Source organism: Enterobacter cloacae complex sp. IR5458, assembly GCF_049238025.1.
GTDB classification, from domain to species: Bacteria; Pseudomonadota; Gammaproteobacteria; order Enterobacterales; family Enterobacteriaceae; genus Enterobacter; species Enterobacter kobei.
Genome location: NZ_JBMKIF010000020.1, coordinates 1 through 19,390, shown reverse-complemented (window position 1 = coordinate 19,390; position 19,390 = coordinate 1). Strand labels below are relative to the sequence as shown.

Sequence of the window (19,390 nt, the reverse complement as noted above, 5' to 3'; positions counted from 1 at the left end):
CTGTTTATGCGCCGTTCTTCAGAGACTCAAGGTACTCCCAGCGCTCAAATGCTTCTTCCAGGGCTTTTTCAGCCGCGGACAGTTCAGCCAATACTTTCTGAGTATAGTCATGCGACTGGGTAAAGAATGAGGCATCAGCAACCTGTGCCTGAAGATCTTCAAGCGCCGCCTCCAGCTCTTCCAGACGCTGAGGAAGCCCCTCCAGTTCGCGCTGCAGGTTATAGCTTAGTTTAGCCGAGCTTTTCTTGACTGTTTCTGCTTTTGTTACAGCAGGTTCAGCACTTGTTTTGGACTTTGACTGTTTTTGCGCCAGAGACTGTGACTGCTGCCCTTTTGCATCGTGGTACCCGCCCACATACTGTCCAATTCGCCCTTCCCCTTCGAAGATCCAGCACTCGGTCACGGTATTATCAACGAACTGACGATCGTGGCTGACCAGCATCACGGTTCCCTGGTACCCGTCGATCAGCTCTTCCAGCAATTCCAGCGTTTCGACATCCAGATCGTTCGTCGGTTCATCGAGGATCAGCAGGTTGCTTGGCTTCAGGAACAGACGTGCCAGCAACAGGCGGTTACGTTCCCCGCCGGACAGGGCGCGAACCGGCGTCATCGCACGTTTCGGATGGAACAGGAAGTCCTGCAGGTAGCCCAGCACATGGCGCGGCTTACCGTTTACCATGACCTCCTGCTTACCTTCAGCGAGGTTATCCATTACCGTGCGGTCCGGATCCAGCTCCGCGCGGTGCTGGTCGAAGTAGGCCACTTCAAGTTTGGTGCCGCAGTGAATACGGCCGCTGTCAGCCTGCAACTGGCTCAGCATCAGCTTCAGTAATGTGGTTTTGCCGCAGCCGTTGGGGCCAATCAGCGCAATTTTGTCGCCGCGCTGGACCTGAGCAGAGAAATCTTTTACCAGCACTTTGCCGTCAACCTGATAGTTAACGTTTTCCATTTCGAAGACAATCTTGCCGGAGCGGGATGCCTCTTCAACCTGCATTTTGGCGCTGCCCATCACTTCGCGGCGTTCGCTGCGCTCGCGGCGCATCGCTTTCAGGGCACGCACACGGCCTTCGTTACGGGTACGGCGGGCTTTGATGCCCTGGCGGATCCAGACCTCTTCCTGCGCCAGTTTGCGGTCAAACTCAGCATTCTGCAGCTCTTCCACGCGCAGGTTTTCTTCTTTCTCCAGCAGATAGGTATCGTAATCGCCAGGATAGGTGACCAGCTTACCGCGGTCGAGATCGACAATACGGGTCGCCATATTGCGAATAAACGAACGGTCGTGCGAGATAAAGATGATGGTGCCGCTGAAGGTTTTCAGGAACCCTTCCAGCCAGTCAATGGCTTCGATATCCAGGTGGTTCGTCGGTTCGTCCAGCAGCAGTACTTTCGGCCCGCTGACCAGCGCGCGACCCAGGGCCGCTTTACGCAGCCAGCCGCCGGAGAGCGCAGACAGCTCCATATCCGCTTCCAGACCAAGCTGTGCCAGCACTTCATTAATGCGGTTTTCAAGCTGCCACAGGCCGTGGTGATCGAGCATCTCCTGCACTTTTGCGAGCTCATTGAGATTCTTGTCGCTCGGGTCGGTCATGACCAGATGCGAAATCTCGTGATAGCGCTTCAGGTATTCCGCCTGCTCTGAGATCCCCTCCGCCACGAAGTCGTACACGCTGCCGGTGACATGGCGCGGCGGGTCCTGCTGGAGGCGGGAGACAATCAGATCCTGCTCGTACACGATGCGGCCGTCATCCAGCCCCTGCTCGCGGTTGAGGATTTTCATCAGCGTGGATTTACCCGCGCCGTTACGGCCCACCAGACAGACGCGTTCGTTATCTTCGATATGCAGCTCTGCATTATCGAGAAGCGGTGAGTCACTGAAAGAGAGCCACGCGCCGTGCATACTAATTAAAGACATTTATTATTCCTTTCAGACCGCGGTAATCAACCAGCAGTTATGGATTTGACGGTTACGGGCGAAGTCCTGAGACAGCGTTTTTTGGCTAATTTCTTGTGCTTTCAGTCCCAGGGCTGCTAAACCGTCGTGATCCATACGGAAGCCGCGTTTGTTGTTCGAGAACATAATGGTGCCGCCTTTACGCAACAGGCGCTTCAGGTCGGTCATCAGGCGCAGGTGGTCGCGTTGAACGTCAAAGCTATCCTCCATGCGCTTAGAGTTGGAGAAGGTCGGCGGATCGATAAAGATCAGGTCGAACTGTTCATCGGTATCACGCAGCCAGCCCAGCACGTCGGCCTGCATCAGGCGATGCTGGCGCCCGGTTAAACCGTTCAGACGCAGGTTACGCTCGGCCCACTCCAGGTAGGTACGCGACATATCCACGGTAGTGGTGCTGCGCGCGCCGCCGAGGCCGGCATGCACACTCGCGCTGCCGGTATAGGAGAACAGGTTGAGGAAATCTTTCCCCTTGCTCATCTGGCCGAGCATACGGCGGGCGATACGGTGGTCAAGGAACAGACCGGTATCGAGATAGTCGGTCAGGTTAACCCACAGGCGGGCGTTATATTCGCCCACTTCAATGTAGTCACCCTTCTCGCCCATCTTCTGGTACTGGTTTTTGCCCTTCTGACGCTCGCGGGTTTTCAGCACCAGCTTGTTCGGCGCAATGCCCAGCACGGCGATGGTGGCCGCAATCACGTCCAGCATACGCTGACGCGCTTTTTGTGCATCAATGGTTTTTGGCGGAGCATATTCCTGAATGACGACCCAGTCGGCGTAGCGATCAACCGCCACGTTGTACTCCGGCAGGTCGGCATCGTACAGGCGGTAACATTCAATCCCTTCCTGCTTCGCCCACTTCTCGAATTTCTTCAGGTTCTTGCGCAGACGGTTGGCGTAATCTTCCGCCACGCCAGTTGGCTTACTGTCCGCCGCTTTTTCTGCCAGATGGTAGTTTTTCTGCACACAGTCCAGCGGACCGTTTTTTGCTTTAAACTGGCGATCGGCGCGCAGTTGCAGACAGCTCAACAGCTCCGGCGATGCGCTGAACAGAGACAGATTCCAGCCGCCAAAATAGTCTTTCATATTGCGGCCCAGCAGGCTGTGCAGGGCGATCAGCGCCGGTTCGCTGTCCAGACGCTCACCGTATGGCGGGTTACTGATGACGGTACCGTACGGGCCTTTCGGCAGCGGGTTGGTCAGGTTCGCGACATCTTTCACGTCGAAGGTGACCAGCTCACCGATACCCGCTCGACGGGCGTTGCTTCGCGCACGTTCAATCACGCGCGGGTCGCTGTCCGAACCATAGAAATGCGAGGTGTACTCTGCCAGGCCTTTACGCGCACGGCTCTGCGCGTCATCTTTGACCTCTTTCCAGAGGGCTTCATCATGCTGCGCCCAGCCTTTAAAGCCCCAGTGACCGCGGTGCAGCCCTGGCGCACGGTCGGTAGCCAGCATTGCGGCTTCAATCAGCAGCGTACCGGAACCACACATCGGATCGAGCAGCGGTGTGCCCGGCTGCCAGCCGGAGCGCATCACAATGGCTGCGGCAAGGGTTTCTTTGATCGGCGCCATCCCGGTGCGATCGCGATAGCCACGTAAATGCAGACCCGCGCCGCTCAGATCGAGAGAAATGCTCGCCGTGTCGCCGTTCAGCCAGACGTTGATACGCAGGTCCGGATTTTCGCGATCGACATTAGGGCGTTCCTTATTCTTGCGGGTGAAGCAGTCCACAATGGCGTCTTTCACGCGCAGCGCACCGTACTGACTGTTGCGGATCTCATCGTTCACGCCGTTGAAATGCACCGCAAAGGTGGCATTTGGGGTGAAGATCTCTGTCCAGTCGATCATCTGTACGCCGGTATAGAGGTCAAGGTCGCTATAGACCTTGCACTCCTTCATCGGCAGCATGATGCGCGACGCCAGACGGCTCCACATCAGGCTCTGGTAAATAAGCCGCGTGTCGCCCTCAAAATGGACACCACCCTGAACTACCTGGCACTCTTGCGCACCCAGGGCTTCCAGTTCAGTTTTTAACAGCTCTTCCAGCCCACGGGCCGTACTGGCAAACAGAGAATTCATATCGTCACTTTTACTCTTAGAAAATTGTCGCGCATTATAGCTAATATGGCGTGTATGTCATAAAGTTGAAGGCTTATTTTCATTTGCGGGAGTATGCAGTGGCGACGTTATCCAGGCTTTTTATTCATCCGGTGAAATCCATGCGCGGCATTGGCGTTTCTCACGCACTGGCAGACATGAGCGGATTTGCCTTCGATCGTATTTTTATGGTCACCGAGCCTGACGGTACGTTCATCACCGCGCGCCAGTTCCCGCAGATGGTTCGCTTTACCCCTTCCCCGCTTCATGACGGATTGCATTTGACCGCGCCGGACGGTTCCAGCACGGTGATTCGCTTTGCTGATTTTGCGCCCGTCGACGCGCCAACGGAAGTCTGGGGTAACCATTTTACCGCGCGCATCGCCCCGGAAGAGATTAACCGCTGGCTAAGCGGCTTCTTTTCCCGCGACGTGCAGCTGCGCTGGGTGGGGCCTGAACTGACGCGCCGCGTGAAGCGCCACGATGCCGTTCCGCTCTCCTTCGCCGACGGCTTCCCGTTCCTGCTGACCAACGAGGCGTCGCTGCGTGATTTACAAAACCGCTGTAAGGCCAGCGTGCAGATGGAGCAGTTCCGTCCGAACCTGGTGGTAACCGGTGCCGATGCGTGGGAAGAAGACACCTGGAAAACGATCCGCATTGGTAGCGTCATCTTTGATGTCGTCAAGCCGTGCAGCCGCTGTATCTTTACTACCGTGAGTCCGGAAAAAGGCCAAAAGCACCCCTCTGGCGAACCGCTGAAAACGCTGCAATCGTTCCGCACCGCCCAGGATAACGGCGATGTCGATTTCGGCCAGAACCTGATCCCCCGCTCCAGCGGTGTGATCCGCGTGGGCGATGAGGTCGAAATCCTCGCCCGCGGGCCTGCGAGAGTGTACGGCGCCGGTCAGGAAGAAGAAAGCGTTGAAGTTGAGACGAACGTCGCCTCTGCCGTGGATATTCACTGGCAGGGCAAAATTATTCGTGGCAACAATCAGCAGGTGCTGCTGGAGCAACTGGAACAGGCCGGTATTCGCGTACCGTATTCTTGTCGTGCGGGAATCTGCGGATGCTGTCGCATCAAGCTGGTAGAGGGAGAAGTGACAGCGCTGAAGAAATCGGCAGTGGGAAACGACGGCACAATTCTGTGCTGTAGCTGCGTACCGAAAACATCCGTACAGCTGGAAGCTTAAACCGCCTGTTCGAGGCTGAAGGAATCGACACGCACCTGTGGCTTCAGCCTGTCATTCATGACTTTGATCGCATCCCCTAACTGCATTACGCGCCCGGCAATCGTCACGCCGGGTTGCGCCAGCAGACAAAGCGCAGCATTTTCGCCCGGCTCCACCACTAACAAACTCACCTCTTCGGCGGTATCGCTCAGATTGACGCTGGCCGCATCACCCGTTGCTGGCGTCCAGTTCATGTCGTGCGGCAGGAAATGCCAGCTTTTCGGCATTTGCGGTTTCAGGAAACGAATCGCCACCAGCGCATTTAATACCAGCTCGGCACGCTGCTCTTTAGAGAGCACCAGATCGCGACATTTTTCTTCAAAGGAGAAATAAAGTGCAGCATCGTCAACGCAAAAGCCCGAGGGTGAAAACGCGTCCGGGGTTAACATTCGGCGGGCAAAACGAGAACGAAACAACATGCCATTGGCTAAATCGAGCATCATACGATCGTGCTCGTCGCAAAAATACCAGCGCCAGTTATCGTCAGGTTTAATTCGCATCTTTCTCTCCCGTCCCCAAACGTCCTGTACTAAAAATGTCCTGATTGTCGCTTCGTTTATAACAACATTAATAAAAGACCAGAATGTCTAAATAAGCAACAGTGACGGAATATAAAACAACCAGGGCTGGAAATAAAGCCCTGGTTGTCTGATTAAGAGAAAAGATTAGATATGCGTAACGATTTCTTTAATCAGCGGCGGTCCTTTAAAAATAAAGCCGGAATAGATTTGCACCAGCGATGCCCCTGCCGCCATCTTCTCGCGCGCAGCAATGACCGAATCGATACCGCCGACACCAATAATCGGCAAACGCCCTTTTAATTCTGCAGACAGAGCACGAATAATTTCGGTGCTTTTTAATTGTACCGGACGGCCACTTAACCCACCCGCTTCGTCACAGTTTTTCATTCCCTGAACGAGGGAGCGATCGAGCGTCGTATTGGTCGCAATAACACCATCAATATTATGGCGAACTAAACTGTCGGCAACCTGGATCAATTCTTCAGGCGAAAGATCCGGCGCGATCTTCACCGCGACCGGAACATATTTATGGTGGATCGCCTGCAGTTCATTTTGTTTATTTTTAATGGCGCTGAGAAGATCGTCCAACGCTTCGCCGTATTGTAAAGAACGCAGGCCCGGGGTATTCGGCGATGAAATATTCACCGCGATGTAACCGGCATAGGCGTAGACTTTTTCCATACAAATCAGATAGTCATCTTTACCTTGCTCAACCGGCGTGTCTTTATTTTTACCGATATTAATGCCCAGCACCCCATCGAAATGGGCTTTTTTCACGTTCTCGACCAGGTGATCAACGCCGAGATTATTAAAGCCCATGCGGTTGATCAGACCTTCGGCTTCCACCAGGCGGAACAAACGCGGCTTATCATTTCCCGGCTGTGGGCGCGGGGTAACGGTACCGATTTCAATGGAGCCAAAGCCCATTGCGCCCAGGGCATCAATGCACTCGCCGTTTTTGTCCAGACCGGCCGCCAGACCCAGCGGGTTTTTAAAGGTCAGACCCATGCACTGCACAGGTTTTTCCGGCACATTCTGGCGCACCAGAGCCGCCAGAGGCGTTCCGGTAATGCGACGTAATTGCTGGAATGTCAATTCATGAGCGCGCTCAGGGTCGAGCTGAAAAAGGGCTTTACGAACGAAGGGGTAGTACATGAACTCTCCTGGATTCCCGGTGTGCAAACCGGGAGGGGATTATGGGCGATCCCGCTGCGAAAAGGAATTGACCTGCGGCAAAATAATCAGCGTAAAACGCAAACGTTTACCTCCCGGTCTCTTTCTTATGCACTTTTTCGCATTTTAATTGCAGATAAATCATTTAGTGGAATAACCGCGCGGTGTCACACTCCTGAAAATTGTTATGAATGTTAGATAAAAGCAAACAATTGGTTATAAGGAGGAAGTATGCGCGTCATTACCCTGGCCGGAAGTCCACGATTCCCTTCGCGTTCCAGCGCCCTGCTGGAATATGCCCGTGAAAAGCTCAATGCGCTGGATGTGGAAGTGTGCCACTGGAATCTGCATAACTTCGAACCCGAAGATTTGCTGTACGCCCGTTTCGACAGCCCTGCGCTGAAAACCCTCACAGAACAACTGAAAGAGGCAGACGGTTTAATCGTGGCGACACCGATCTATAAAGCCTCTTTTTCTGGCGCACTGAAAACCCTGCTCGATCTACTGCCGGAGCGCGCGTTGGACGGCAAAGTGGTGCTGCCGCTGGCAACGGGCGGAACGGTTGCCCATTTACTGGCGGTGGATTATGCCCTGAAACCGGTCCTGAATGCCCTGAAAGCACAAGAGATTCTCCATGGGGTTTTCGCGGACGATTCGCAGGTCATTGATTATCAACACAAGCCGCACTTTACGCCGAATCTGCAAACGCGCCTCGATGCTGCGCTGGAAACCTTCTGGCACGCGCTGCATCGCCGGGATATCCAGGCACCTGCGTTTGGCCAGCCTCAAGGAGTCGCACATGTTTAAAACCTTAACCCGCCTCGGGCTGGCTGGTCTGATGGCCTTGACCGGGCTGGCTCAGGCCGCAGAAACAGCGCCGGACAGTTTACGCATTGGCTATCAGAAAGGCAGCGTCAGTATGGTGCTGGCAAAAAGTCACCAGCTTCTGGAAAAACGCTTCCCGGACACCAAATTTGCCTGGATCGAGTTTCCTGCCGGTCCTCAAATGCTGGAAGCCTTAAACGTAGGCAGTATCGATCTTGGCACCACAGGCGATATTCCGCCGATATTCGCCCAGGCTGCGGGGGCGGACCTCGTTTATGTCGGCGTTGAACCGCCTAAACCGAAGGCCGAAGTCATTCTGGTGCCTGAAAATAGCGAGATTAAAAGCGTTGCCGATCTAAAAGGTCATAAGGTCGCTTTTCAGAAAGGCTCCAGTTCACACAACCTGCTGCTGCGCGCTTTACAGGAGGCCGGGCTGAAATTCACGGACATTCAGCCCGTTTACCTGACTCCAGCCGACGCTCGTGCCGCGTTCCAGCAGAAGAATGTTGATGCCTGGGCTATCTGGGATCCGTACTACTCCGCAGCATTACTGCAAGGAGGCGTGCGTGTGCTGAAGGATGGCACGACGCTGAAGCAGACCGGCTCGTTCTACCTTGCCGCGCGTCCTTACGCGGAAAAGAATGGCGCATTTATTCAGAACGTACTGGATACCTTTACGCAGGCCGACACGCTGACCCAAAGCCAGCGTCAGGAAAGTATTGCGCTGCTGGCGAAAACCATGGGCTTACCTGAACCGGTGATTGCGAGCTACCTCAGCCACCGTCCGCCGACCACCATTTCACCCGTGGATGCGCACGTCGCCGCGCTTCAGCAACAAACCGCTGACCTCTTCTATCAAAACCGCCTTGTGCCAAAACAGGTCGATATTCGCGAACGCATCTGGCAACCCGCAGGCAAAGAAGGAGCTAAATCATGAGTCTGAATCTTTTCTGGTTTTTACCCACCCACGGAGATGGCCACTATCTTGGCACTGAAGAGGGTTCCCGCCCGGTTGACCATGGCTACCTGCAGCAGATTGCACAGGCGGCGGACCGCATCGGTTTCACCGGCGTGCTGATCCCAACCGGGCGCTCATGTGAAGATGCCTGGCTGGTCGCCGCGTCGATGATCCCGGTCACCCAGCGTCTGAAGTTCCTGGTTGCGTTACGTCCAGGCGTGGTTTCCCCCACCGTGGCAGCGCGTCAGGCGGCAACGCTGGACAGACTCTCCAACGGTCGTGCCCTGTTTAACCTGGTGACGGGCAGCGATCCGCAGGAACTGGCAGGCGATGGCGTGTTCCTCGACCACACCGAGCGCTATGAGGCTTCTGCCGAGTTCACCCGCGTCTGGCGACGCCTGCTTGAAGGTGAAACCGTCACCTTCGAAGGCAAGCATATCCACGTTCGTGACGCGAAACTCTACTTCCCGCCGGTACAACGCCCACGCCCGCCGCTCTATTTCGGCGGGTCGTCGGATGTAGCCCAGGATCTGGCTGCCGAGCAGGTCGATCTGTATCTGACCTGGGGCGAACCGCCTGAGCTGGTAAAAGAGAAAATTGCCCAGGTGCGCGCAAAAGCGGACGCCCATGGCCGCAAGGTGCGCTTCGGTATTCGTCTGCACGTGATTGTTCGCGAAACCACTGAAGAGGCCTGGCGGGCGGCAGACCGTCTGATATCCCATCTGGACGATGAGACCATCGCAAAGGCGCAGGCCGCGTTTGCCAAAACCGACTCCGTCGGACAGCACCGAATGGCATCCCTGCACAACGGCAAGCGCGAGAAGCTGGAGATCAGCCCGAACCTGTGGGCAGGCGTTGGCCTGGTTCGCGGCGGTGCGGGCACGGCGCTGGTCGGGGACGGCCCGACCGTGGCAGCGCGGATTAATGAATACGCCGACCTCGGTATCGACAGCTTTATTCTCTCCGGTTATCCGCACCTGGAGGAGGCCTACAAAGTGGGCGAGCTGTTATTCCCGCATCTGGATGTGGCCATCCCGGAAATACCGCAGCCACAGCAGCTTCAGCTGCAGGGAGAAGCGGTGGCAAACGAATTTATCCCTCGAAAAGCCGCGCAAAGTTAAGGAGTGACCATGTCTGCCACCTCACAAAAATGGCTGCTGCGCGCCGCGCCGTGGTTTTTACCCGTCGGCATTGTGGCTCTCTGGCAGCTCGCATCATCCACCGGCTGGCTGTCGAGCCGTATTCTGCCCTCTCCTGAGGGCGTTGTAGAAGCGTTCTGGTCGCTGAGCGTCAGCGGTGAGCTGTGGCAGCATCTGGCGATCAGTTCCTGGCGCGCGGTGATTGGGTTTTCTATTGGCGGCAGCATCGGCCTGGTGCTGGGGTTGATCAGCGGTCTTTCCCGCTGGGGTGAGCGGCTGCTGGATACCTCCATTCAGATGTTGCGTAACGTGCCGCATCTGGCGCTGATCCCGCTGGTCATTCTGTGGTTTGGGATTGATGAGAGCGCGAAGATCTTCCTCGTGGCGCTGGGCACGCTGTTCCCGATTTACATTAATACCTGGCACGGCATCCGCAATATCGATCGCGGCCTGGTGGAGATGGCGCGAAGCTATGGCTTGTCGGGTTTTTCGCTCTTTCTACACGTGATCCTGCCGGGCGCCCTGCCCTCCATCATGGTCGGAGTGCGTTTTGCCCTCGGCCTGATGTGGCTGACGCTGATTGTCGCGGAAACCATTTCGGCTAACTCTGGTATCGGCTACCTGGCGATGAATGCCCGCGAGTTCCTGCAAACGGACGTCGTGGTGGTTGCCATTATCCTTTATGCCCTGCTCGGCAAACTGGCCGACTTCAGCGCCCAGTGGCTGGAACGCAGCTGGCTACGCTGGAACCCGGCGTATACCCTTCAGGAGGCGAAAGCATGAATACGGCACGACTGAATCAGGGGACACCGTTACTGCTAAACGGCGTGACCAAACGCTACGGCGAAAACACCATTCTTAACGCGCTGGATCTGCATATTCCCGCCGGGCAGTTTGTGGCCATTGTCGGGCGCAGCGGCGGCGGCAAGAGTACGCTGCTGCGCCTTCTGGCCGGACTGGAATCCCCTAACGGCGGCGACATTCTGGCAGGGACAACGCCGCTGGCCACTATTCAGGACGATACCCGCATGATGTTTCAGGATGCGCGACTGCTGCCCTGGAAGACGGTGATTGATAACGTCGGGCTGGGGCTCAAAGGACACTGGCGGGATGAAGCCCGTCAGGCGCTGGCCGCCGTCGGACTGGAAAACCGCGCCGGTGAATGGCCTGCTGCGCTGTCGGGTGGGCAGAAGCAGCGCGTGGCGCTGGCACGGGCGTTGATTCATCGTCCGGGCCTGCTGTTGCTTGATGAGCCGCTCGGCGCGCTCGACGCCTTAACGCGGATCGAAATGCAGGATCTGATTGAATCCCTGTGGCAGACGCATGGATTCACGGTTCTGCTGGTCACGCATGACGTCAGCGAAGCCGTGGCGATGGCCGACCGGGTGCTGTTAATAGAAGACGGAAAAATTGGTCTGGATCTGACGGTGGATCTTCCACGGCCTCGTCGTGTCGGTTCGGCAAGACTGGCGGAGCTGGAGGCAGAAGTGCTGGATCGGGTGATGAAGCGCGGGGGAACGGAGTTACAGCGAGTTAAGGCTAATGCCTGATGCCCTCACCCCGGCCCTCTCCCACAGGGAGAGGGAGAAAACACAAAAAACGGCAACCTGGGTTGCCGTTTTGCTTTTACCTGCCCACCGGGCTTTTTTACATCACGCTAAGGCTTTCGCGATCTTCTCGTACAAATCGCCGGACAGGTTTTCCAGCCCTTTCAGCTGTTCAAGCGCGGCGCGCATTTTCGCCTGACGCTTCGCATCGTAGCGTTTCAGACGGATCAGCGGCTCAATCAGACGCGACGCCACCTGCGGGTTACGGCTGTTCAGTTCGGTCAGCATTTCTACCATGAACTGATAACCGCTACCGTCCTCCGCGTGGAACGCGGCCGGGTTGCTGCTGGCAAACGCACCAATCAGGGAACGCACGCGGTTCGGGTTACTCATGGTGAACGAACGGTGCTTCAGCAGGCTGCGGACTTTGCTGAGCGCATCGGCCGCCGGGCTGGTCGCCTGCAGAATGAACCATTTGTCCATCACCAGACCATCCTGGTGCCACTTGTCGTCGTACTCCTGCATCAGCGCATCGCGGCACGGCAGTTCAGCGGCAACGCTCGCCGCCAGCGCGGCCAGCGCGTCGGTCATATTGTCCGCTTTATGATACTGCGTGCTCACCAGCGTGTTCGCCAGCTCGGTTTCACCAAACGCCAGATAACGCAGGCAGGTGTTACGCAGAGAACGTTTACCAATGTCCGCGTGCTCAACGCGATAAGCATCAAGCTTATTGGCGTTATAGATGGCGAGGAATTCGTCCGCCAGTTCAGCAGCCAGCGTGCGGGTCAGCGCTTCACGCACGGCCACGATGGCAATCGGGTCAATGATGTCAAACAGCTCGGCAATTTCAGTTGCCGACGGCAGGGTCAGAATTTCAGCCGCCAGCGCCGGATCAATAGATTCATCCAGCAGGATCGCACGGAACGCGTCTGCTACATGCACCGGCAGCGTCAGCGGCTGGCCCTGCTGGTAACGGTTCACGTTCAGCTTGATGTAGGTCGCCAGCAGACTCTGCGCGGCATCCCAGCGGGAGAAATCGTTGCGGGCGTGACGCATCAGGAACGTCAGCTGCTGATCGCTCCACTTGTACTCCAGCTTCACCGGGGCGGAGAATTCGCACAGCAGCGCAGGCACCGGCTGGAAATAGACGTTATCGAAGATAAAGGTCTGCTCTGCCTGGGTTACGTTCAGTACGTGGTGTACCGGATGACCGCCCTTCTGCAGCGGGATCACTTTGCCTTCGTTGTCATACAGCTCAATGCTGAACGGGATGTGCAGCGGATGTTTTTCTTCCTGCTCGGCGGTTGGCGGCGTGCGCTGGCTGATGGTCAGGGTGTATTGCTCGGTTTCCGGGTTGTAGTCGTCTTTAACGGTGACAATCGGTGTCCCGGCCTGGCTGTACCAGCGGCGGAAGTGCGAGAGATCCACGTTAGAGGCATCTTCCATCGCCTGCACAAAATCGTCACAGGTCGCCGCGCTGCCGTCATGACGCTCAAAATAGAGTTGCATCCCTTTCTGGAAGTTCTCTTCGCCCAGCAGGGTGTGGATCATACGGATAATTTCAGCGCCCTTCTCATACACCGTCAGGGTGTAGAAGTTGTTCATCTCAATGACTTTATCCGGACGGATAGGGTGCGCCATTGGGCTGGCATCTTCCGCAAACTGCAGGCCGCGCATAGTGCGGACGTTGTTGATGCGGTTAACCGCACGAGAGCCCAGATCGGAGCTGAACTCCTGATCGCGGAAGACGGTCAGTCCCTCTTTCAGGCTCAGCTGGAACCAGTCACGGCAGGTGACGCGGTTACCGGTCCAGTTATGGAAATACTCGTGGCCGATGACGCGTTCGATATCAAGGTAGTCTTTATCGGTAGCGGTGTCGGTACGTGCCAGTACGTATTTGGAGTTAAAGATGTTGAGACCTTTATTCTCCATCGCGCCCATGTTGAAGAAATCGACGGCGACGATCATATAGATGTCGAGGTCGTATTCGAGGCCGAAACGTTCTTCGTCCCACTTCATGGAGTTGATGAGCGAGGTCATCGCCCACGGTGCGCGGTCAAGGTTGCCACGGTCAACAAACAGCTCCAGCGCCACTTCACGCCCGGAGCGAGTTTTGAACGTATCGCGCAGCACATCAAAATCACCCGCCACCAGCGCAAAGAGGTAGCACGGTTTCGGGAACGGATCCTGCCACTGCACCCAGTGACGACCATTTTCCAGTTCGCCCTCACCGACGCGGTTACCGTTGGAGAGCAGGAACGGATAAAGCGTTTTATCGGCGATGATTTTCGTCGTGAAGCGCGCCAGGACGTCCGGGCGGTCCAGGTACCAGGTGATATGGCGGAAACCTTCGGCTTCACACTGGGTACACAGAGCCACGCCTGACTGGTAAAGCCCTTCCAGCGCCGTGTTGGCTGAAGGGCTGATTTCATTCACGATGCGCAGCGTAAAGCGTTCCGGCAGGTTGTCGATGACCAGCTGGTTGCCTTCTTCTTTATACTCTGACCAGGGTTCATCATTAATATGCAGGGAGACCAGCGTCAGGTCTTCGCCATCGAGACGCAGCGGCACGGCAGTCGCACTGTGGCGCGTCACCTGACTCACCGCCGTCACGACGGTTTTTGTGGCATCCAGGTCAAACGTCAGGTCGATATCGCTAATCAGGTATTCCGGCGCACGGTAGTCGTGGCGGTATTTGGCTTGTGGCTGTTGTGTCATAGAAAACCTTATGCATCGTTTGTCGAGTAACGTTTCAATATATTCCTGTTGCGCAAAACGCGCTATGCAGAATGTTCATCTTTTCAGGCAGAAACACCTTTTTCGCTACATTTGTATAATATGAACGCATAATTTTTAAAATCGATAAAGATCGTCCAGGAGCGCATTAAACAAGGGATGAGAGAGATCGATTCAAAGCGAGATTTGCGAACTTTAACGAACTTCACAAGGCACTTTTGCCCCACCCATGCCCCACGACTAATTTTACCCGAGAGCAGACACCATAAGGCTTGTAGACCATTCCAAACATCAAAAAACATTCAAAGCTGAACTGCTAATTCGCCAATTGACTTGACAGTCTTTAGTTCTGGGTTACAGGTGCTGTATATTTAACCAGGCATTAGCGGTGACTATCATGCGTGTCGAGATTAGTATTGCCAAAAATAAAACGATGGCTATGCCGAAGGACTCAATTGACGCACTGACTCAGGAGCTGACAAAGCGCCTGAGTACGTATAATGAAGACGTAGAGGTGATCGTCAAGACAGCAAGCAAAGATGGCTTTTCCATTCTGCGGCTTAGAAAAAGAAGACAAAAAGACATATGTACAGGAAGTGCCACAAGAAGCGTTGGAAAGCGCAGATAACTGGTTTACACGATGATTGCACTTCCTTAGAATCTGCGTCGGTTGCTCTAACATCAACAACCGACAAATTTTTACTTTATAAAATATATAGAAAAATCACCAATTGGTATTGGACCAGACGTTGACATTCTCAATAACATTCGAGATTTTTGCTTCAACAGAAGTTAAAAAAACCTTCCTCCACAAACTGAAACGACATGCCCTGCCGCCAATAATCACTTTGATTTATATTAAAAAACGGGTGAAAAATATCTCAAAGGATATTTAATAAAAACTAAGCGTCCAGCTGAACAATTTTTCCACCTAACCACTCTTGTTTATACAATAATTGCCTAACAAACTCGTACCTCATATTTTTTACAATATTGTTTTTATCTGATACAAAATTCTTTACGTCAACTACTTCTACAACTGCGTGTTTTTTGCATATTGCCGTAGTTATCTTATGTAAGGCATCCAGTCTGAAATTACCTGACCTTGTTCTTATTCTGTCAATTTTCTTTTTACTTTTTAGCCAATTATTACTGTGTTTTACTTTCCTACTTAACTCTTTATTAAGACGTTTTATTTTTTTTTCATCAACAATGCCAGTAAAGCTTTCGACTGAAACCTCATTCCCAGCACACAGGGTAACATATCCATCATTGAGTAAAACTTTTGTCTTATTGATTGATGGATGAACCGGCTCAGAAACAAATTCCTCAGTATTAAAACTTATGTACCACTTATCAAGTTTTTTTGAAATAGTAACATTTTTCAAATTCCCCGTGACTTCGCGACTTTTACGGTACTTAACCCATCCTAATTTAGGCAAAGATACTAAACCTTTTTCTTGGTTTAATCTGACTCTTTGACATGGGACTCTAAAAGAATCACTGCGGCCTTTCTTTTTAAATCGAGGATACAGTGCTCTTCCTGAGAAGAAATTCTGAAAAGCCCTATCGAGATCACGTAAAGATTGCTGTAGGCATTGAGATGGACAAAGTTTAAGCCACTCAAATTTATGATCACTTTTCCACTCAACTAATAAAGGTGCGAGTTTATTGTAGTTCAGGAACGGCTTGCCATTATTATAGTTTTCGCTTAGGAGAGCAAGGCCTTTATTATATACAAAACGGCAGGCACCAGCAAAAACCAAAACGTCAGAAATCTGACTTTTACTTGGTTCAAGCAAAAATTTAAATGCCTTTTTTTTGATCACAATAAATCCTATAAGAACAACAAAACCACTGTAAGTATCCTAAGCTAAAATTGATATTTTCTATCAGTGGATTTAGCCACAAAATACATCTTTATTTATTCAATAAAAAGCCCTGCATTTGCAGGGCTTCGTGTATTGAAATTGAATTAGCCTTGCAGCAGAGACAGAACCTGCTGAGGAACCTGGTTGGCTTTAGACAACACGGAGTTGCCAGCCTGCTGAATGATCTGCGCTTTAGACATATTTGACACTTCGGTCGCATAGTCTGCATCCTGAATACGGGACTGCGCTTCAGACAAGTTAGTGGTAGTGTTGTTAAGGTTGGTCACAGCAGAGCTCAGACGGTTCTGTACTGCACCCAGAGAAGAACGGAACTTATCGATAGAGGCAATAGCATCGTCCAGCGCTTTCAACGGGTCAGGAGTAGCCGCAGACGCTCCCTGAGCTTCTGTGGTGATAGAACCATCAGCTGCTTTATAGAGAGCAGCTCCTTTATCATCAATAAAGCTGCCGTTGGCAAATTCTTGATAAGTAGTAGTTACAGTTTTTTCTGTATCAGTAGTCAGTTTGCCATCTAAATCCAGATTCACGGCCGTACCACCAGCAGTTACCGCACCAGCAGCATCAACGTCGTAAGACGCAGCACCGTTAGTAACAGTGTAATCTTTGCCAGATAATGCTGTTGCCATATCGCTAGCAGAGATTGATGCACCCGTAATTTTAAATCCTGCTGCACCTACACCAGTAGTAACCAACGTACCTTTATCAGCCGTTGTAATTGTGGTCATAACACCAGTAGTACCGGCATCGTTTGTGTTAGCCATCAATCCGGCAAGCGAAGCTGGTGGAGGAGTGCCTGCACTGTTCTTGGTCAAGTTACCAGTAGTATCAAGATACAGTTGTGAGTTATCATCAGCCGCCGTGATGTTTCCTGCGCTATCAATGATTACATCTTGGGTTGTTGTTCCAATTTTAACTGTAGCAGTAGCGGAACCACCCTTAGTAAGATAACTCAGAGCATTCGCTGATGTTACATCTGTAGCATCAAATTTGTAGGACTTGCTGGTGGAATCAAAAGTGTAATCAGCGTCAGCATTAACACCTAAACCGTTCACGATGGTCGGTGCTGTCTGGCTGATTTTGCTGCCGTTTGCAACGCTATTCAGCAAATCAGCTGTAGTCGCTGACTTATAAGTAGTAACATCGTCTTTAGTCCAAGTGCTGTTACCGTTTGCCCCTGGGGTTTTCGTGAAACCAGTCAGATCTGCTTCGGTCAATTTAGCATTATCAACTGCACCTTTACCATTTACGTTAAAGCTCGTAAGTTTCAGGGTATTAGAGTCGATTTGTTTCAGGTCTATGGTAATGGTCTGGCCATCGTTAGCACCAACCTGAATTTTCATGGAACCGTCTTTTGCCAGCACATTCACACCGTTGAACTGGGTCTGACCGGATACACGGTCAATTTCATCCAGACGGGATTTGATTTCGTCCTGGATGGAGTCCAGGTCAGACTGTGAGTTAGTACCAGTAGAGGACTGAACGGTCAGCTCACGGATACGCTGTAAGTTGTTGTTGATTTCAGACAGTGCACCTTCAGTTGTCTGTGCAACGGAGATACCATCGTTAGCGTTACGTGCAGCCTGGGTCAGACCTTTGATGTTAGAGGTGAAGCGGTTAGCGATCGCCTGACCAGCTGCATCATCTTTTGCGCTGTTGATACGCAGACCGGAAGACAGGCGCTCAATAGCAGTGGCCATTGAGGATTGATTCTTATTGATGTTATTCTGAGTTATCAGCGAGAGGCTGTTGGTATTAATGACTTGTGCCATGATAGTAATTCCTGTTTGACTGGTCGTAATTTAAGTTTACGGCTTCCACCACTAGGCTCTTGCGCCGCTAAATTTACTATCGGCAACCATTGCAGATCCTTTAGAAAAAAAACAAAAAAACAATATCCTACTGTTTTATAAATTGTTTATCCTGAATCGTACATACCTAGATGCACGACATTTTCTTCACTCGGTAGTCGTCATCAAACCAAAAAGACTACCCGATGTTCAACATAGTCAGTAGTTGGCGAAACTAACCCCATCAGAAAACACTCCCCATGTTACGCAGGATCCAGTATCGGTTCTCACTTCCGTTTGTCGTCTTATCGGCGAAGTCCGGCTGGTATCGCTCGATCCATGAATTTGCATCCGCTTGGCTGAAATGCCAGTGCCTCTCCTGCAGTTCAGCGATGAATTTGTCTGTATGCAGGCAGAGATAGCCCTTCGGGTTTTGCTGTATGGCCGCAATAAAAGCAGCACGAATATCCGGTTGACGAGGCATGAACACACCCTCACTCACTTATTGACTGTATGCATATACAGTAGTATTTTTATAAAAACAGATCAAGCACAGGCAATTTTTCACTTTTAAGAGGATCGGTATGTTTGTTGAACTGGTTTATGACAAGCGAAATGTTGAAGGGCTCCAGGGGGCCAGAGAGATCATCTTGGCCGAGCTAACAAAGCGAGTGCACCAGATTTTTCCTGATGCAGAAGTGAAGGTGAAGCCAATGCAGGCGAACGGCTTGAATAGTGATGCCAGCAAAAGCGATCGGGAAAAGTTGAACTGCATGCTGGAGGAGATGTTTGAAGAGGCCGATATGTGGCTGGTTTCTGAATTTCCTACAGTTCGCCAGGCTGGGCTCTAATATGGCCGGGCAGTGACAGTATTAGCTGACTGCCCGACCATGGCTGATTTATCCCACAGGAAATTTTTTATAAAGCGTGCATACTGCAACGTCATAAATTATCGCCACCTGCTTCCTGTCCACACCATTCGCTATCAACCGACCTGCCTGCGCCCATTGTTCCTCGGTGAGCTTCGGACGCCTGCCACCGATTCGCCCTTTCTCCCGCGCTGCAGCCAGGCCCGCGCGGGTGCGCTCCACAATCAACTCCCTCTCCATTTCCGCCAGGGCTGACATGATATGAAAGATGAAGCGCCCCATCGGGCTTGATGTATCGATACTGTCCGTGAGGCTCTTAAAGTGGATACCGCGCTGCCGGAGTTCGTCCACCAGCAGCACCAGATTTCGCATGCTGCGCCCAAGGCGATCCAGCTTCCAGACCACCAGCGTATCCCCCTCATTCAATGCCCTAAGAAGCTTTTTGAGTGCTGGCCGGTTTGCCACTGTTCCGCTCATTTTTTCTTCGAAAATCTGTTCACATCCTGCGCGTTCGAGTGCTTGCCGCTGAAGATCAGTATTTTGGTCATTTGTTGACACCCTTACATAGCCAATTTGCATATTTTTCACCCAGTTATTTCTGCAAAAAAATCAGGTGAAGCTATCGGCCAGGCCGCTCAAGAGCAATCTATAAAACGTCGGTTT

The 19,390-nt window shown here is 52.8% G+C and carries 16 protein-coding genes and 1 pseudogene; 8 read left to right on the top strand and 9 right to left on the bottom strand.

The features are described from left to right. Positions 1-4: 4 nt before the first annotated feature. On the bottom strand, positions 5-1,912 hold the full coding sequence (locus tag ACOTYN_RS16350; RefSeq protein WP_014883246.1) for an ABC transporter ATP-binding protein: 1,908 nt from the start codon (positions 1,910-1,912) through the stop codon (positions 5-7). Between the two features lie 12 nt (positions 1,913-1,924). Beyond that, on the bottom strand, positions 1,925-4,033 hold the full coding sequence (gene rlmKL, locus ACOTYN_RS16345; RefSeq protein WP_023332608.1) for a bifunctional 23S rRNA (guanine(2069)-N(7))-methyltransferase RlmK/23S rRNA (guanine(2445)-N(2))-methyltransferase RlmL: 2,109 nt from the start codon (positions 4,031-4,033) through the stop codon (positions 1,925-1,927). A gap of 98 nt (positions 4,034-4,131) precedes the next feature. Here rlmKL and ACOTYN_RS16340 point away from each other — a divergent pair, with 98 nt between their 5' ends. Further along, the gene (locus tag ACOTYN_RS16340; protein WP_032637058.1) at positions 4,132-5,241 is read left to right on the top strand and encodes a YcbX family protein; all 1,110 of its coding nucleotides are present in this window, start codon (positions 4,132-4,134) and stop codon (positions 5,239-5,241) included. Here the strand turns inward: ACOTYN_RS16340 and zapC are convergent. After that, a complete protein-coding gene (gene zapC / locus ACOTYN_RS16335) occupies positions 5,238-5,780 on the bottom strand; it encodes a cell division protein ZapC (protein ID WP_014883243.1) in 543 nt (180 codons plus the stop codon). The genes ACOTYN_RS16340 and zapC overlap by 4 nt on opposite strands. A 165-nt stretch (positions 5,781-5,945) precedes the next feature. Then, entirely contained in the window at positions 5,946-6,956 is a 1,011-nt protein-coding gene (pyrD, locus tag ACOTYN_RS16330; RefSeq protein WP_014883242.1) for a quinone-dependent dihydroorotate dehydrogenase, read from the bottom strand. Between the two features lie 249 nt (positions 6,957-7,205). Here pyrD and ssuE point away from each other — a divergent pair, with 249 nt between their 5' ends. Genes ssuE through ssuB form a run of 5 tightly spaced genes read left to right on the top strand, consistent with a single transcriptional unit; the run spans position 7,206 to position 11,446 of the window. After that, complete coding sequence (gene ssuE, locus ACOTYN_RS16325; RefSeq protein WP_014883241.1) at positions 7,206-7,781, top strand: NADPH-dependent FMN reductase; 576 nt, start codon at positions 7,206-7,208, stop codon at positions 7,779-7,781. Beyond that, on the top strand, positions 7,774-8,736 hold the full coding sequence (locus ACOTYN_RS16320) for a sulfonate ABC transporter substrate-binding protein (RefSeq protein WP_332957137.1): 963 nt from the start codon (positions 7,774-7,776) through the stop codon (positions 8,734-8,736). Before ssuE ends, ACOTYN_RS16320 begins: the two co-directional genes overlap by 8 nt. Further along, positions 8,733-9,878, top strand: a complete 1,146-nt coding sequence (gene ssuD, locus ACOTYN_RS16315; RefSeq protein ID WP_023332605.1) for an FMNH2-dependent alkanesulfonate monooxygenase — start codon at positions 8,733-8,735, stop codon at positions 9,876-9,878. Before ACOTYN_RS16320 ends, ssuD begins: the two co-directional genes overlap by 4 nt. A gap of 9 nt (positions 9,879-9,887) precedes the next feature. Beyond that, positions 9,888-10,679, top strand: coding sequence for an aliphatic sulfonate ABC transporter permease SsuC (gene ssuC, locus ACOTYN_RS16310; RefSeq protein ID WP_032637062.1), 792 nt, complete (start codon positions 9,888-9,890; stop codon positions 10,677-10,679). Beyond that, on the top strand, positions 10,676-11,446 hold the full coding sequence (gene ssuB, locus ACOTYN_RS16305) for an aliphatic sulfonates ABC transporter ATP-binding protein (RefSeq protein ID WP_014883237.1): 771 nt from the start codon (positions 10,676-10,678) through the stop codon (positions 11,444-11,446). The genes ssuC and ssuB overlap by 4 nt, the downstream gene beginning before the upstream one ends. A 102-nt stretch (positions 11,447-11,548) precedes the next feature. On the opposite strand, the gene pepN is transcribed toward ssuB, so the two are convergent. Then, positions 11,549-14,161: an aminopeptidase N gene (gene pepN, locus ACOTYN_RS16300; protein WP_059373114.1), complete on the bottom strand. Its 2,613-nt coding sequence runs from the start codon at positions 14,159-14,161 to the stop codon at positions 11,549-11,551. 415 nt (positions 14,162-14,576) lie between these two features. Between pepN and ACOTYN_RS16295 the strand changes: the two are divergent. Then, positions 14,577-14,823: pseudogene (locus tag ACOTYN_RS16295) on the top strand (DinI-like family protein). A 258-nt stretch (positions 14,824-15,081) separates the two neighbouring features. Here ACOTYN_RS16295 and ACOTYN_RS16290 read toward each other — a convergent pair. The 3 genes from ACOTYN_RS16290 to ACOTYN_RS16280 form a co-directional block, all read right to left on the bottom strand. After that, positions 15,082-16,008 (bottom strand): RNA-guided endonuclease InsQ/TnpB family protein, encoded by a 927-nt coding sequence (locus tag ACOTYN_RS16290; protein WP_178295309.1) that lies wholly within the window; start codon positions 16,006-16,008, stop codon positions 15,082-15,084. 146 nt (positions 16,009-16,154) lie between these two features. After that, on the bottom strand, positions 16,155-17,840 hold the full coding sequence (locus ACOTYN_RS16285; RefSeq protein WP_178295307.1) for a FliC/FljB family flagellin: 1,686 nt from the start codon (positions 17,838-17,840) through the stop codon (positions 16,155-16,157). A 262-nt stretch (positions 17,841-18,102) separates the two neighbouring features. Next, positions 18,103-18,342, bottom strand: a complete 240-nt coding sequence (locus ACOTYN_RS16280; protein WP_178295305.1) for a hypothetical protein — start codon at positions 18,340-18,342, stop codon at positions 18,103-18,105. Positions 18,343-18,442: 100 nt separating this feature from the next. On the opposite strand from ACOTYN_RS16280, the gene ACOTYN_RS16275 reads away from it, so the two are divergent. Further along, positions 18,443-18,709, top strand: coding sequence for a DinI family protein (locus ACOTYN_RS16275; protein ID WP_256027049.1), 267 nt, complete (start codon positions 18,443-18,445; stop codon positions 18,707-18,709). Positions 18,710-18,757: 48 nt separating this feature from the next. On the opposite strand, the gene ACOTYN_RS16270 is transcribed toward ACOTYN_RS16275, so the two are convergent. Then, entirely contained in the window at positions 18,758-19,306 is a 549-nt protein-coding gene (locus ACOTYN_RS16270; RefSeq protein WP_221552789.1) for a recombinase family protein, read from the bottom strand. Positions 19,307-19,390 lie beyond the last annotated feature (84 nt).

Excerpts from the sequence above, each read along its gene's own strand:
- ssuB (WP_014883237.1), top strand. The coding sequence starts at position 10,676 with ATGAATACGGCACGACTGAATCAGGGGACACCGTTACTGCTAAACGGC.
- ACOTYN_RS16320 (WP_332957137.1), top strand. The coding sequence starts at position 7,774 with ATGTTTAAAACCTTAACCCGCCTCGGGCTGGCTGGTCTGATGGCCTTG.
- ACOTYN_RS16275 (WP_256027049.1), top strand. The coding sequence starts at position 18,443 with ATGTTTGTTGAACTGGTTTATGACAAGCGAAATGTTGAAGGGCTCCAG.
- ACOTYN_RS16280 (WP_178295305.1), bottom strand. The coding sequence starts at position 18,342 with ATGCCTCGTCAACCGGATATTCGTGCTGCTTTTATTGCGGCCATACAG.
- ACOTYN_RS16350 (WP_014883246.1), bottom strand. The coding sequence starts at position 1,912 with ATGTCTTTAATTAGTATGCACGGCGCGTGGCTCTCTTTCAGTGACTCA.
- ACOTYN_RS16285 (WP_178295307.1), bottom strand. The coding sequence starts at position 17,840 with ATGGCACAAGTCATTAATACCAACAGCCTCTCGCTGATAACTCAGAAT.
- ssuD (WP_023332605.1), top strand. The coding sequence starts at position 8,733 with ATGAGTCTGAATCTTTTCTGGTTTTTACCCACCCACGGAGATGGCCAC.
- pyrD (WP_014883242.1), bottom strand. The coding sequence starts at position 6,956 with ATGTACTACCCCTTCGTTCGTAAAGCCCTTTTTCAGCTCGACCCTGAG.
- ssuC (WP_032637062.1), top strand. The coding sequence starts at position 9,888 with ATGTCTGCCACCTCACAAAAATGGCTGCTGCGCGCCGCGCCGTGGTTT.
- ACOTYN_RS16270 (WP_221552789.1), bottom strand. The coding sequence starts at position 19,306 with ATGCAAATTGGCTATGTAAGGGTGTCAACAAATGACCAAAATACTGAT.
- rlmKL (WP_023332608.1), bottom strand. The coding sequence starts at position 4,033 with ATGAATTCTCTGTTTGCCAGTACGGCCCGTGGGCTGGAAGAGCTGTTA.
- zapC (WP_014883243.1), bottom strand. The coding sequence starts at position 5,780 with ATGCGAATTAAACCTGACGATAACTGGCGCTGGTATTTTTGCGACGAG.
- pepN (WP_059373114.1), bottom strand. The coding sequence starts at position 14,161 with ATGACACAACAGCCACAAGCCAAATACCGCCACGACTACCGTGCGCCG.
- ssuE (WP_014883241.1), top strand. The coding sequence starts at position 7,206 with ATGCGCGTCATTACCCTGGCCGGAAGTCCACGATTCCCTTCGCGTTCC.